The organism is Pseudomonas gessardii, assembly GCF_001983165.1.
Classification (GTDB): Bacteria; Pseudomonadota; Gammaproteobacteria; order Pseudomonadales; family Pseudomonadaceae; genus Aquipseudomonas; species Aquipseudomonas gessardii.
In genome coordinates this window covers 25,643-39,000 of record NZ_MNPU01000057.1, presented here as the reverse complement: position 1 = coordinate 39,000, position 13,358 = coordinate 25,643, and the positions used below count along the sequence as shown (strand labels likewise).

The window sequence follows — 13,358 nt, the reverse complement described above, 5'->3', positions numbered from 1 at the left end:
GCGAAATCCTTGAGACGGGTAATGACTCTTTCCGCTTCAAACAACGGAAAAAGGCCGTGAAAAAAGCTTGAGCAACTGGAAACTTTTGGACGCTGTTACCTGGAAACTTTTCAACGCTGTTTGACAAGATAGAGGCTACGTTGTCATTGACGACAAGCGAATTCAAACGGGCGTAGCCACGCAACAGTTCATCGTCACCCGCACTCCTGATGGCCAGGTACTGAGTATGCGCGTCCGACTGTGCTGGAGGCGCGATGGACGAAATCCCAACGAGAAGAACTACTCAGCGGCTCAACTGGCGGCGCATCTGCGGTCGGGCGGATGGGATGCGACACTGGAGCACATCACCACCCGAGACACAAAGCGTGGGCTCACTCACAATCTGCTTTTACAGCGTGACGGAGGCGCAATTATCTTTGCCGCGCTCATTCCTATCGAAAGTCTCCACGATATCTGGAACCGCCAGCGAGAAGTCAGCGATGACTTACAACGCCGTGGCTTGAAGGGGCGAGCTCGGAAGAATCACGCACAAAATGGCACTAGCCCGACCCTATGGTTGCAGGATGACCGGACACCTGACGGACACGAGGTCGCCGATGCGCTGTGGCAGTGGCCCGGTGTGATCGATTTAGCCCAGCTTACTCCCCATGCAGTGAGGCCGGTACTGGTCGATGACACCTATGATGACTGCCCGACGCCGGACTACTCGACTCTGGGCCGGGATGAAGGCGAGCGTGTGCCCGTGCTTCGTTCGGAGGTTCGTCGCGATCCGCATGTACGTCGAGCTGTACTTGAAAGGGCCGGGTTTGCGTGCGAGCGTGAGAGTTGTGGTAAGAGCCGGGACTTCCCTGGCTTCCTGGATGTTCATCACATCTTAGGGGCCGAGAAGTCAGATCGTGTTTACAACTGTGTGGCCTTGTGCCCGTGCTGTCACCGCGAAGCGCACTATGCACCATATGCGGATGACCTCAACATGCAGCTACTTACATACGCCAAGAGGTTCGGCTGAACCACTCCACAGTGTGAGGGCCTCTACACCTGTGGGGCCAATGGATTAAGCGGCGGGAGGCAGTCCTCAAACTGTGTCTGGATAACTCGCATCGGCTTGATGCAGCAATCATTGCCAGTGAGGATCGCCGCGAGCATCCCCGTCATTGTCATCAATCCGTTGGAGTTCCGCAGAACTTGCAGTACGAGTTGGGTAGGATAGCCCTCCAGGTGCCGACGCAGCGGGTGAATGCCGCTGTGCACATAGGAGTTCATCGCCGACCAGGAAACGTCTTTGAACTGGATCAGCATAGATGAAGCCCCGACCGGAGCCTTCTTCACGATAGCCTCCATCATCTCCCCAATTTGGGGGAGTTTATTGGCTACCCGCGCGCTTTCCTCTGTCAGCGGTGCCATGAGCTTTTGGATGGCCAGGTCACTCGCAGCGTACAACATCCACATTGCCTTGGTGTGAGCTTCAAACTGGAGGCGTAGCGTCGACATAGCGGTGGTTGGACTGCCATGCTCGAACAGGATGCGTAGTGCCTGAGCGTGTTCTAGGGCGATTCCACAGGCAATCATTGCAGCCTCAAACCGCTCGCCGGGGTATGTGGGTTCGTCTTCGAGCAGTCGCAGGATCTCAGCCTGTAGAACAGCCGAGCGGGTGAGCATTTCCTCAAGCGGCATATTGCACTTCACTTATACGGTAGACAAAACCAGTATAGGGGCTGCTGGAACAGCCTCAAGGCGTACTTTTTCCGAACTTTGTAGGTCCCCTCCATGGTGCATGCAATACCACCCCTTCACTTAGTTTCGTGTAAATGGACTCAATCCCCTCGACTCTGGTTAACATGGTTGAGTTAGGTCTTAGGGTTGCCTCGATAAGGCCCTGAGTGAAGGGGTGGTATTATGTGGGGATCGGTATGACTCAATCTATTGTCTTGGCGTTCGAACGTCTCACTGCCGCGGTGACTGCCTTAAACGCAAAGTGGCCATCCCTTGTAGTAGCGGGGAGGGCTTGGCGAATCCCGCTTCTATCAGAGCAAAAAACTCCTTCTAATATCGCAGTTCAAAGCATCACAGGAATGGAAGCCATTACGGCGGCTATAACGGCATTTGGAGAGTTCGAACGTGATCTTGGCCAGGCTCCAGGAACCGTTATGCGCTTACCTGGTTACTTCGTGCTGTCAGGGTCGGTACTGGAGGAGGGAAGGGCAGTGAACCGCTGCAAGACCGCCTTGATGGAAGCGATCGAAGCTGAACGGGAGCTTCGCAACGTTGCTGTCAGCCGCCGCTCTCACATCATGCGCCAAGCCTTGGGTAAAAATTTCTCTCTCAATCAGCTCAAACGGGCAATCCAGGTCTTTGACGCTGCGCCAAGACAGATCACTTTCACCTGGGCCGGCCACACCTCAGGAAAAGAGCGTGTGACTGTCGCGCACGCGCGCGAGCTGCTGCTCGAGGAAGCTCATGAGCGATCTATGGCCACCGGTGAGCCTGTAGAAAGTAGTCCGCAGTGGGTCGATCTGCGCAGCATCGCGAACATGGCTGAAACTGACTTATTGGATGTGCCAAAGCAAATCGCGCCGCATCCGCGGGCAATGCTGTGGTTTTCAGAGAGCAGCCGCTATGACGCAATGCTGCACGCTAACCTTCCGTTTTTCGTTTTGGATGGGCAAAGCGTTGCGAGGGTTGTTTCTCTCAAGAATTTTGACCGAGATCTACGATCGGCAAGACGCTTCGACATGAAACAGCGGACGCCGGCACTCCCAGGAGGTCGATTTTTTGTTGCTGCGCCCGAGGATGAATGTGGAGACCCGAAATCTGATGCAGTAGACGCCGTGACCTCGACTTACCGAGAGTCGATAAGAACGAAACCGGCCGACTGAAAAATCCAGAAATATCAATATGTTACAGTTCGTTGAATGGTTGTTATGTTAAACGACAATTACCAGAACGATTCTAATATCTAAATGGAATATGTTGCAGGAATGTATACCTATGAGTATCGAAACCACCCGAAAGCCTGCTCCGACGCTGTTAACTGAGCCGCTGACCCTGACCCTTGATCATCTGACGCTGGGCGATCTGAATGCCTACCGCCAGGCGACCCACGCCGAACAATGGCCACCAGCAGATCTGAATGGGGATGAGCGGAAATTCTACATCGAGCAGCAGCAGAAATTTGCGGCCGAAGCGGCATTGGGGCTGGCCCTATTCCTCAATGATCAAGTCGCACGGCAGCTCAGCGAGCCGATCGAGGAATAGTTCGGTGAAAACTCAATCAGCACATGATCAACACCCTTTGTTTCTTGCTGCGATGGTGCAGTTGATCGCCGATGTTCCTGCAGTTGTATGGATTGTTGCCGACTCGTGGGTGCGATGCGAGAACTGTGAGTACACGATTGGTGCTGACTAGCCTGCGACACGTGAACAGGTTTGCCAACTTCTGATAGACGCGGACTGGAACGCTCAGCAGTGGCTAAGCGACTGACCAAGGGAAGGAAACGTGTTCTTCACCGTCCTCACCGTCCGTTCGAAGCAGATCGAAATCAAAGCAGCTAGACGCTTTCGATGGCTACCCGGTAGGGACTTCTCCGCACCAGGTCACGTATTGATGAATTGGCTGGGTGTGATGGTGTTCACCGAGCCAGCCCGCCCAAAGCTGGATGCATAGGAAAATCAGAAAATGCCACGGAATAGCGAATACGGAAATATGCCGAAATATGCGTAGCTGGTAATGATTGCATGATTGCCGGTCGCAGGCACCTGGGTGAAGACAATGGAGGTGATGGCCTGCTCATAGCCCCTCCCGGGTTAGTCCGCTGAATGCGCTCAATATTCATACAGTCGCTGCCAGGTGTTGTCGGTTTCGAGTCGGTAATCGTGGGTTCGATAGTAATGTGCTGAAGATGTGAGCCATGCCTACACGACTATTTTGGCATAACATGTCGGTAAAATTTTCCGGCCCGCATGAGTCACGCTCTATCACCAAAAGCGCACCAGTCAAATAAGGACAAACATGAATATATGCAAGTGTTTGCAATGCAATACATGCGGAACGAAAATCGATTGCAGAATCGGCATGTCTAATAGAGATATACAGCCATTCCAGTTCGCCTGCCCAAATTGCGAAGAGCGTATTTCTTTCGTATTTGGTCAAGAAGATGGTGAGTTACGTGGCGCCAATGAGTTGATCATAAAGCCTAATGAACTTTTCAATGGCGAAAACCCATTTATTGATCTCCATCTAGACTTCCCCGTCTACTTTGGGAAATATGAAATGGGCATGACAACTTTCATGAGGGTAACAAGGGAAATAAGCTTAGATGCTTACCGCCACTTGAATCTCCGCTTGGACATGTTGAACCGACTCTATCCAATGCAGCATGATTTGAGAAGTGTAATTACGCAATTCAAACGCGGAGACATAGATAGCTTTGAAAAAACCTGCGCCAGGTTACCTGGAGTCAATCTAAAATCGCATAAACAGCAAGATGTGCTAGCCGCTCTCTATTCAGCAACATCTATTATGTCATCGCCATTTACGATTCACGGAGTCAACGCCGAAATAAGTGAGGGAGCACCCCAGATATGCAGATGGTTACATGAAAGCCACCCGGACAAAACGCTGGAATTTATCGAAGAAATTCTAGCCAATGAATTTCTCAGAAATCTGCATAATGATTGCCTATCCCTTTATCCCAAGCTAATTTCTATGGATTTGCCGTTCAGATCAGCCTTTTTTTACGACTACGCGGACAACGATAATATTGGCCGTAATCCTGCCAGAATCTCTACCGCTGACTTCGATGTTTGCAGCAATTATTACAAAGATTTGTCTGAGGTTTTCGCCCGTCAACTTACTTTCTTGGCGGGCTTGAACAACCTTATGAAACGTGGGGATAGCGACCAATTCGAGCCCTCCCTTAAAGTGACTACGCTGGGTAAAGCAAGGCTAGATCTGGTTTCTTTGAATGCGTTCGCTAACGTAGACCTAGGAAACAAACTACGCTTTATCGACGATTGTTTTTACAAAATAGACACATCAGCAATTGATAACAAGCTAAGAAATGGCATAGCTCATTACAAGTACGACTACAAAGAATCAACGCAAACCATTACTTACTACCCTAGCAGAGAAGGGATGAGTCGAGAGAAATACCACGAAACGTCATTTATGGAGTTCATGAGGAAGTCTCTATTACTCTTTAGGGAAGTTCATAACGTGAATCACATCATCAAGGCGGTGCTTTTTTATTGTGTATTGATTCTGAAAAAAGAGATATAAATTAACGTCAAAATCTATGTTAGGAGTGAAAAAACCCAAGCATGGCTTGGGTTTGAATGAGCGCTAGGTGACTAGGTTCTAGGTTTTTTGAATGACCTATTGTTCATCGTTTTTCTTCGGGATTATCCATTCCCTCCGGCCTGTCGGGAGTAACTGCATTCTTCGGAAAAACTCCAGCCGAACGTAACTCAGCCTCGATCAAATCGTTGCGACGCTTCATTTGCTCAACGATCCGTTCGCCAACCCAAAAAAACCCAATTGCTATAGCCATGAGCCCTATCCAGATTTGCGTACTTGCTACTATTTCCACCGAGCACCTCATTTTAGTCGGGCGTTTAAATCATTACGTTGAACCGCAGCTGTCGCAGATTCAGTGAAGCTTAGAGGTGGCCATTTTGGCAGTTTCCTCGCTCAATTTGACTATGCTCTCAGCATTTCACATGGCTTACAAAACCCAAGCCCACATCCAGTCCGTGCTGCATTGCAATCACGCTTTGGGGGGAAATGGAGGTATATCTTTTCCTTTCGGATCAGCCGCGGCATTCCATGACCACCACCCTGCATCACCGTACTCCTGGTTGTAGGGGTTTGGGGAGCAATGGAACCAAAAACCAACATAAGCCCTACCACCTCCGCTCAGAGCCCTCTTCCCAGGCATCTGCCTCGATAAAGCAATTACGCATCTCGGCCTCTTGGCTGATCTCGGTCAGCAGATCATGTACCGTCTTATCCAGTGCCTCATCGTTGCGATAGGGAATGCTCAGCGCGTAGTTGCCCGACTCAAGCAGCTTCATGCCGTAAGGTTCCAGGCAGTAACGCTCGATATTCTCCAGTGCCCGTTTTTTACCACGCACGAACTTGCTGTTGTTCTCGACGGCCAGGCGCAATATGACCGTCGCGATCCGTTCGGCATTGTCCACTGCCGGTGGGACCGTGATGTTGAGATGCTGGGTGATTTTTGCGGGTACGCCGATCGTTATGCCGCGATGCCGGAGGTAGCGGTAAAGCGTGCTTTTGGAAATGTGCAGTTTCTTGCCAATGGCGCTCACACTTAACCGACCCTCTCGGTACAGCGTTTCTGCGGCCATAGCGGTCGCTTCCGCCTGAGCGGGCAGCCCCTTCGGGCGGCCACCGACTCGACCACGTGACCGTGCAGCGGACAAGCCTGCCTGTGTGCGCTCACGAATCAACTCACGTTCGAACTCTGCCAATGAAGCGAACAGGTTGAACACAAAGCGGCCTTGCGCGTGGGTGGTATCGATGGGGTCATTCAGACTTTGCAGGCCAACGTTACGAGCGGCCAATTCACCGACCAGTTCGACCAGGTGCTTGAGCGAGCGCCCTAGACGATCCAGCTTCCAAATCACCACAGCATCACCGGCCCGTACATGAACCAATAATTTGTCCAGTTCCGGACGTGCGCTTTTTGAGCCGCTGGCAACGTCTTGATAGATCCGCTCGCACCCTGCCTTTGTCAGAGCATCGATCTGGAGGTCGGCGTTCTGATCCCGAGTACTCACCCGCGCATAGCCAATTTTCATCAAAAGTACCGTTTACTCAACAGAGAAATTGAAAATAGAACCTTGATTAACGATACCAGTATTTAAAACCATAATATGGGCTAACTCGGAGCTGGGCAGGTCTTCCGTTAAAGTTCTATAAAACGAGGGTTTTATCGAACCGTTGCGGCGCAGTGAGGATCGAGTGTATAAACACATAAACACCTAACATTGGAAAAAGTCATGAATACCACTCGCTGGAACGTCGCCGTCTCCACCGACACCGACCAATCGCTTCGCATGTTTCTGGCCAGCCAAGGCGGTGGCCGTAAGGGCGACCTGTCGCGCTTCATCGAAGAAGCGGTGCGGGCACACATCCTGGAGCTGAGCGCCGAACAGGCCAAGGTTTCCAATGCCCATCTGAGTGAGGCCGAACTGACCGAAGCGGTTGAAGAAGCGCTCGACTGGGCGCGTAAGCGCTGATGCGGGTTGTATTGGATACCAACATTCTGTTCAGTGCGCTGATCTCACCGCATGGGTCTCCTGATGCGATCTATCGGGCCTGGCGTTCAGCTCGCTTCGAGGTGGTGACTTCACGGGCACAGCTCGACGAAATTCGTCGCGCCAGTCGTTACCCCAAGCTTCAGGCCATCCTTCAGCCTGCCAAAGTGGGGGCCATGATCAATAACCTGCAACGCGCCGTGGTATTGGAGCGGTTGACCATTGAGGTTGAAGCCGATGATCCGGATGACTCTTTTCTGCTGGCCATGGCTTTGGCGGGCAATGCGGACTACCTAGTAACCGGTGATCGACGCGCAGGCCTCTTGCAGCGCGGACATATCGAACGCACGCGGATTGTCACCCCCGCCGTGTTCTGCGCCGAGGTACTGTGATCGATGCCGGTTGGTTTTCTGACTCAGGAGCAACGCGACGGCTTTGGTCGCTACATCGATGCGCCCAGCCGTGATGAACTGGAGCGCTACTTCCACCTGAGCGATGAAGACCGTGAAGCCGTCCAGGTACTACGGGGCAACCATAACCGCTTGGGCTATGCCGTTCTGCTGACTACCGTTCGCTTCGTCGGTGTTTTGCCGGACAAACCCACGGCTGTGCCGGTGGAAGTCCTGCTTGTGCTTTGTCGGCAATTGGCAATCGCCGACCCTGACTGTCTTGTACGTTATAGCGATCATCGTCGCTGGATACATGCGGCCGATATTCAAGAGCGCTATGGCTATCGCCACTTTACTGACCCAGGCATCGGCTTTCGTTTGAGCCGATGGCTGTATGCCCTTTGCTGGACTGGTACTGATCGTCCTGGCGTGCTGTTCGAACGAGCTACCTCATGGCTGCTCACACAGAAAGTCCTATTGCCCGGAATTTCCCAGTTAGAGCGCTTCATTGCCCAACTGCGTAGCCGGGTTGAAGAACGCCTCTGGTACACCTTGGGCCGCAGCGTGACCGAGGAGCAAAGACAGCACCTACAAGACTTGCTTCTGGTGGCCGAAGGCAACCGTAGTTCCCGACTGGATCAACTACGCTCCGGCCCGGTGATGGTCAGTGGCCCTGCACTGGTTCGGGCGCTGCGTCGGCTGGATGATGTACGCGGGTTGGGTATCGCCTTACCGGCAGCTGCGCATATCCCTCCCAGCCGCATTGCCGCCCTGGCTCGCTTTGCCAACACCGCGAAGGTCACGGCCATCAATCGACTGCCGGCGTCGCGCCGGTTGGCGACGTTGGTGGCATTCGCGGTTTCCTTGGAAGCCAGTGCGCACGACGATGCTCTGGAAGTTCTGGAAGCGCTACTGCGTGATATCTTCAACAACGCAGAGAAGGCTGACAAGAAGGCTCGGTTGCGTAGTCTAAAAGACCTGGATCGCTCGGCGGCAATGCTCGCCGCTGCGTGCAAGGTCGTGCTGGATAGCTCGATCAGCGATGACAATGTCCGTGCCCGGCTGTTCAACGACCTGCCACGTGTCACGCTGGAGAAAGCCCTGGAAGAGGTCAATGCGTTGATCCGTCCGGCCAACGATGTGTTTTACCTCGCTCTGGAGGAGCGCTACCGCAGCGTGCGCCGTTTCCTTCCTGACTTATTGAAACATATTCGCTTCGGCTTCAGCCCGGCGGGTAAGGGTGTGGCGGCTAGTTTGGACTGGTTGCAACTGAACTTGCCTCGCAGGAAGCCGGAGGATGACGTGCCGCAGGAGATCGTGGCCAAGGCTTGGCAGAACCACATCACTCGCGAAGATGGCTCCCTCGACATGGGCGCCTATGTCTTCTGCACGCTTGATGCACTACGCACGGCCCTACGCCGCCGCGATGTCTTTGTTGCACCCAGTTGGCGCTATGCCGACCCGCGTATCGGTCTGCTCGATGGTGCAGAATGGCTGTCGGCGCGACCGATCATCTGTCGCTCACTGGGCCTGACTGTGAACGCCAAAACCACCTTGGACGCCTTGTCTGCCGAGCTGGATGCGACTTGGTACGCAGTCGCCGCTCGCCTGCCCGACAATCCTGCGATCCAGTTGAGTGAGAATACAGAGGGCAAAACCGAGCTGTCCATCGGAGCGCTGGAGAAGCTGGAAGAGCCCAACTCGTTGCTGCAACTGCGTGCAGCCGTGGCCGACTTGATGCCGCGTGTCGATTTGCCGGAAATCCTGTTAGAAATCGCCGCTCGTACCGGCTTCACTGAAGCCTTCACCCATGTGTCCGAACGCAATGCGCGGGCCGACAACTTGGTGACGAGTTTGTGCGCAGTGCTCTTGGGAGGAGCCTGTAACACCGGCCTGGAGCCCTTGACTCGCAACGACAACCAAGCGCTGCGCCGTGACCGGCTGTCCTGGGTGAGCCAGAACTATCTCCGTGACGATACCCTGTCGGCAGCCAATGCCATTTTGGTGGCTGCGCAGAGTCAACTGGAGCTGGCTCAGGTCTGGGGCGGCGGCGAGGTGGCCTCCGCCGATGGCATGCGTTTTGTCGTACCTGTGCGTACCGTACATGCCGGCCCTAACCCGAAGTATTTCGGTACCGGCCGGGGCGTCACCTGGTACAACCTGATCTCCGACCAGTTTTCCGGTCTTAACGCCATTACGGTGCCCGGCACCCTGCGCGACAGCCTAGTATTGCTCGCGGTTGTGCTGGAACAACAGACCGAATTGCAGCCCACACAAATCATGACCGATACCGGTGCTTACAGCGATGTGGTGTTCGGGTTATTCCGTCTGCTCGGTTATCACTTCTGCCCGCGCCTGGCTGATGTCGGCGGTACCCGCTTCTGGCGCACCCGCCCGGACGCGGATTACGGCAAGCTCAACGGACTTGCTCGCCAGTCAGTCAAGCTCGACCTGATCGCCGAGCACTGGGATGACCTGTTGCGTTTGGCTGGCTCACTCAAACTTGGCCGAGTGCCGGCGACAGGCATCATGCGCACCCTACAAACGGGAGATCGTCCGACCCGTCTGGCCCAGGCGTTGGCAGAGTTCGGACGGATCGAGAAAACCCTGCATACGTTGACCTACATTGATGATGAGTCCAAGCGCCGCGCCACCCTGACCCAACTGAATCGCGGCGAAGGCCGACACAGCCTGGCTCGCGCCGTGTTCCATGGCAAACGAGGCGAGCTTCGCCAGCGCTACCGAGAAGGCCAGGAGGATCAACTCGGTGCCCTGGGCCTGGTGGTAAATATCATTGTGCTATGGAATACCCTCTACATGACGGCTGCCGTGGAGCGGTTAAAGCAGCACGGCTACCCGGTACAGGACGAAGACCTGGCTCGTTTGTCGCCGCTGATCTTCGAGCACATCAATATGTTGGGACGGTACTCCTTCGCGGTACCAGAAGAGGTCGCCCGAGGTGAGCTACGGCCACTGCGTAATCCAGACGACGATATTTAGGTGCGCAGGTCGAACTCAGTGGGCTATGTTGTCAGATAGCTTAGATGGGATTGACCACAGCATTTCTCAATAAGTAGAAACACTGTGGCTTAGAGAGTTATCTCAGCGCAGCAGCAATACAGGCATGGTGGCTGTTCGAAGCATCGTCGTAGTCGTGCTTCCTACCAAAAACTGCCTGATGCGTGAATGCCCATAGGCACCCATGACCAGCAGATCAATGCCGTGCTCTGTCTGATAATCGTGCAGAGCCGACTCCACCTCACCTTGTCTGATTTCAGCTTGGACTAGGAAGCCAGCCGAGAGAAGCATGCTTTGTGCTTTTCCCAGTGCCTCGTGATTGCTCACCGAATCTGCACCGACCGTAACAAGATGAATGGGCAAGTCTTTGCAAAGCGAACTGGCGGCAAACATTTGGATGGTTTTGTAGGCTGTGGAGCTGCCGTCAAATGCGAGCATCACCTTTTCGGGCTTTTTATAGCTGTTGGCTGTGATCAGGATAGGCCGGTGAATTGTTCGCACTACAGCTTCTATCTGGCTGCCAAGGCTGTGCGCGTTGCGTGAGTTGTCTTCACCCACTCTTCCTATCACCAACAGTCGAATATCCTCCTGAAGGTCGCTCAGACTTTCTACCAAGTGTCCGTGGCGCTGCTTCAGCTCAGGAAACGCAGCGCCGGAAATGACCGTTCGCTCCCTGGCCTTTTCCAGCATGTGTTGGCCCTGTTCCAGAGCGAGTCTGGCGCGTTGGGCATCCAATGTAGCCAGCTCCTCCAGCAGATGCTCTCGACTGCCGAGACCAATATTTCCACTTAGGTCAGCTGCTGCTGGGTATTTCTCTTCATCCAATACGTGAAGCAAGGTAAGAGGCGCGTTGAGTCGCTGCGACGCCCATGCTGCGTAGTCGCAGACCGCCAATGAGGATTGTGAGTTATCAATACATGCCATTACGTGGGTCATTGTCGATCTCCTTAGTGGCTCATGAGCTTGTCGATGGCGCCAGGTTTGTCATGCACGCCAAAGCGGTCAACGATTGTGGCGCTGGCCTCATTTAGACCCAGCACTTCAACCTCGGCGCCCTCGCGACGGAACTTGATTACCACTTTATCCAGCGCGGCGACGGCGGTGATATCCCAGAAATGCGCCTGTGTCAGATCGATGGTGACCTTGTTGAGCGCTTCCTTGAAGTCAAAAACTTCGGTGAACTTGTCTGCCGAGCTGAAGAACACCTGGCCTACCACGCGGTAAGTCCGATGCGACTCCGTCTCTTCAAGACTGCTCTTGATATCGAGGTAATGTCCGACCTTGTTCGCAAAGAACAACGAAGCCAGCAGTACGCCGACCAACACGCCGTAAGCCAGATTATGCGTTGCCACGACCACCACAACGGTCGCGACCATGACGAGGTTGGTCGACAGTGGGTGCTCTTTCAGATTGCGCAAGGAATCCCAGCTAAAGGTGCCGATGGATACCATGATCATCACAGCAACCAATGCAGCCATCGGGATCTTGGAGAGCCATTCGCCGAGGAAAACGACCATCAGCAGCAAGAAAATGCCCGCGCACAATGTGGAGAGACGGGTACGTCCACCGGATTTCACGTTGATGATCGACTGGCCGATCATGGCGCAGCCTGCCATACCGCCGAGCATCCCGGCAGCGATGTTGGCAATGCCTTGACCCTTGCATTCACGGTTTTTGTTGCTGGTGGTATCGGTCAAATCGTCGACGATGGTCGCGGTCATCATGGACTCAAGCAGACCTACTACGGCCAAGGCGGCTGAGTACGGGAAGATGATGCGCAGAGTTTCAACGTTCAGCGGGACTTCAGGCCACAGGAAAATCGGCAGCGTGTCCGGCAGTTCGCCCATGTCACCCACAGTGCGGATATCCAGACCGAGGTAAATAGCAATGGCCGTCAGGGCCAGGATGCACACCAGCGGCGAGGGAATCAGCTTGCCGATCTTCGGTACATACGGAAACAGATAGATTATTCCGAGGCCCACTACGGTCATGGCGTAAACGTGCCAGGTCACGTTGGTCAATTCAGGTAACTGCGCCATGAAAATCAGAATCGCCAATGCATTCACAAAGCCTGTGACTACCGAGCGCGAAACAAAGCGCATCAGAGAGCCCAGTTTCAGGTATCCAGCGAGGATTTGAAGCGCCCCGCAGAGCAAGGTGGCTGCCAGCAAATACTGAAGCCCGTGATCTTTTACCAGGGTGACCATCAGCAGTGCCATCGCACCGGTAGCTGCCGAGATCATGCGGGGTCGACCGCCGACGAAGGCGATGACAGCACAGATACAGAAGGAGGCGTAGAGACCGACCTTGGGGTCGACGCCGGCAATGATAGAGAAAGCAATGGCCTCCGGGATCAGCGCGAGCGCGACCACGATCCCCGCGAGCACGTCTCCACGGACGTTGGAAAACCACGTTTGTTTGAGCGATTGCAGCATCAGAATATCCAAGGCAATGCACCACACGCACACCAGGCAGATGGCGAGCGCGTCGATACGAATTCAAGTTGTGAGGATTATTTGGCTGTGTGCCTTGGGTGTAAAAACCGGGCATACAGCAGTACGCGACCGCGAGCGAAACTAGCGGAAGCGAGATGTTGCGAGGGGGCGTAGCGCTAAGGCGGCGTAGGCTGCCAGTAGATCGTTTGGAGTACAGTCATGCTGGTGTTCCTGTAGC

At 54.0% G+C, this 13,358-nt stretch carries 13 protein-coding genes; 7 read left to right on the top strand and 6 right to left on the bottom strand.

The window, feature by feature from the left end:
- On the bottom strand, positions 1 to 184 hold a 184-nt coding region (locus BLL38_RS31280; RefSeq protein WP_207303165.1), incomplete at its 3' end, for a hypothetical protein.
- 42 nt (positions 185 to 226) lie between these two features.
- On the opposite strand from BLL38_RS31280, the gene BLL38_RS26130 reads away from it, so the two are divergent.
- Positions 227 to 1,009 (top strand): HNH endonuclease signature motif containing protein, encoded by a 783-nt coding sequence (locus BLL38_RS26130; protein WP_212613626.1) that lies wholly within the window; start codon positions 227 to 229, stop codon positions 1,007 to 1,009.
- A gap of 23 nt (positions 1,010 to 1,032) precedes the next feature.
- On the opposite strand, the gene BLL38_RS26125 is transcribed toward BLL38_RS26130, so the two are convergent.
- Entirely contained in the window at positions 1,033 to 1,674 is a 642-nt protein-coding gene (locus tag BLL38_RS26125) for a DUF6988 family protein (RefSeq protein ID WP_076964878.1), read from the bottom strand.
- Between the two features lie 236 nt (positions 1,675 to 1,910).
- Here BLL38_RS26125 and BLL38_RS26120 point away from each other — a divergent pair, with 236 nt between their 5' ends.
- The 3 genes from BLL38_RS26120 to BLL38_RS26110 all read left to right on the top strand — a co-directional run bounded on the left by BLL38_RS26120 (position 1,911) and on the right by BLL38_RS26110 (position 5,278).
- Positions 1,911 to 2,876: a DNA replication terminus site-binding protein gene (locus tag BLL38_RS26120; protein WP_076964880.1), complete on the top strand. Its 966-nt coding sequence runs from the start codon at positions 1,911 to 1,913 to the stop codon at positions 2,874 to 2,876.
- Positions 2,877 to 2,988: 112 nt separating this feature from the next.
- Positions 2,989 to 3,255, top strand: coding sequence for a hypothetical protein (locus BLL38_RS26115; RefSeq protein WP_047229587.1), 267 nt, complete (start codon positions 2,989 to 2,991; stop codon positions 3,253 to 3,255).
- Between the two features lie 817 nt (positions 3,256 to 4,072).
- A complete protein-coding gene (locus BLL38_RS26110; protein ID WP_230682645.1) occupies positions 4,073 to 5,278 on the top strand; it encodes a hypothetical protein in 1,206 nt (401 codons plus the stop codon).
- Between the two features lie 103 nt (positions 5,279 to 5,381).
- On the opposite strand, the gene BLL38_RS31195 is transcribed toward BLL38_RS26110, so the two are convergent.
- Positions 5,382 to 5,549, bottom strand: coding sequence for a hypothetical protein (locus BLL38_RS31195; protein ID WP_154220689.1), 168 nt, complete (start codon positions 5,547 to 5,549; stop codon positions 5,382 to 5,384).
- A 352-nt stretch (positions 5,550 to 5,901) separates the two neighbouring features.
- Positions 5,902 to 6,819, bottom strand: a complete 918-nt coding sequence (locus tag BLL38_RS26100) for a recombinase family protein (protein WP_017335988.1) — start codon at positions 6,817 to 6,819, stop codon at positions 5,902 to 5,904.
- A 201-nt stretch (positions 6,820 to 7,020) separates the two neighbouring features.
- Between BLL38_RS26100 and BLL38_RS26095 the strand changes: the two genes are divergently transcribed.
- From BLL38_RS26095 to BLL38_RS26085, 3 genes are read left to right on the top strand one after another with little or no spacing between them, the layout of a single operon-like run.
- The gene (locus tag BLL38_RS26095) at positions 7,021 to 7,260 is read left to right on the top strand and encodes a ribbon-helix-helix domain-containing protein (protein ID WP_017335987.1); all 240 of its coding nucleotides are present in this window, start codon (positions 7,021 to 7,023) and stop codon (positions 7,258 to 7,260) included.
- Positions 7,260 to 7,670, top strand: a complete 411-nt coding sequence (locus BLL38_RS26090) for a putative toxin-antitoxin system toxin component, PIN family (RefSeq protein WP_017335986.1) — start codon at positions 7,260 to 7,262, stop codon at positions 7,668 to 7,670. Before BLL38_RS26095 ends, BLL38_RS26090 begins: the two co-directional genes overlap by 1 nt.
- Positions 7,671 to 7,673: 3 nt before the next feature.
- Entirely contained in the window at positions 7,674 to 10,667 is a 2,994-nt protein-coding gene (locus tag BLL38_RS26085; protein ID WP_047229589.1) for a Tn3 family transposase, read from the top strand.
- A gap of 102 nt (positions 10,668 to 10,769) precedes the next feature.
- On the opposite strand, the gene BLL38_RS26080 is transcribed toward BLL38_RS26085, so the two are convergent.
- Positions 10,770 to 11,621, bottom strand: coding sequence for a universal stress protein (locus BLL38_RS26080; protein ID WP_017735064.1), 852 nt, complete (start codon positions 11,619 to 11,621; stop codon positions 10,770 to 10,772).
- Between the two features lie 11 nt (positions 11,622 to 11,632).
- A complete protein-coding gene (locus BLL38_RS26075) occupies positions 11,633 to 13,120 on the bottom strand; it encodes a SulP family inorganic anion transporter (protein WP_038445908.1) in 1,488 nt (495 codons plus the stop codon).
- Positions 13,121 to 13,358 lie beyond the last annotated feature (238 nt).

Bases quoted from the DNA above. Each gene is read 5' to 3' on its own strand.
- BLL38_RS26130 (WP_212613626.1), top strand. From the start codon at position 227: ATGCGCGTCCGACTGTGCTGGAGGCGCGATGGACGAAATCCCAACGAG.
- BLL38_RS26090 (WP_017335986.1), top strand. From the start codon at position 7,260: ATGCGGGTTGTATTGGATACCAACATTCTGTTCAGTGCGCTGATCTCA.
- BLL38_RS26100 (WP_017335988.1), bottom strand. From the start codon at position 6,819: ATGAAAATTGGCTATGCGCGGGTGAGTACTCGGGATCAGAACGCCGAC.
- BLL38_RS26080 (WP_017735064.1), bottom strand. From the start codon at position 11,621: ATGACCCACGTAATGGCATGTATTGATAACTCACAATCCTCATTGGCG.
- BLL38_RS26085 (WP_047229589.1), top strand. From the start codon at position 7,674: ATGCCGGTTGGTTTTCTGACTCAGGAGCAACGCGACGGCTTTGGTCGC.
- BLL38_RS26075 (WP_038445908.1), bottom strand. From the start codon at position 13,120: ATGCTGCAATCGCTCAAACAAACGTGGTTTTCCAACGTCCGTGGAGAC.
- BLL38_RS26125 (WP_076964878.1), bottom strand. From the start codon at position 1,674: ATGCCGCTTGAGGAAATGCTCACCCGCTCGGCTGTTCTACAGGCTGAG.
- BLL38_RS26115 (WP_047229587.1), top strand. From the start codon at position 2,989: ATGAGTATCGAAACCACCCGAAAGCCTGCTCCGACGCTGTTAACTGAG.
- BLL38_RS26110 (WP_230682645.1), top strand. From the start codon at position 4,073: ATGTCTAATAGAGATATACAGCCATTCCAGTTCGCCTGCCCAAATTGC.
- BLL38_RS26120 (WP_076964880.1), top strand. From the start codon at position 1,911: ATGACTCAATCTATTGTCTTGGCGTTCGAACGTCTCACTGCCGCGGTG.
- BLL38_RS31195 (WP_154220689.1), bottom strand. From the start codon at position 5,549: ATGGCTATAGCAATTGGGTTTTTTTGGGTTGGCGAACGGATCGTTGAG.
- BLL38_RS26095 (WP_017335987.1), top strand. From the start codon at position 7,021: ATGAATACCACTCGCTGGAACGTCGCCGTCTCCACCGACACCGACCAA.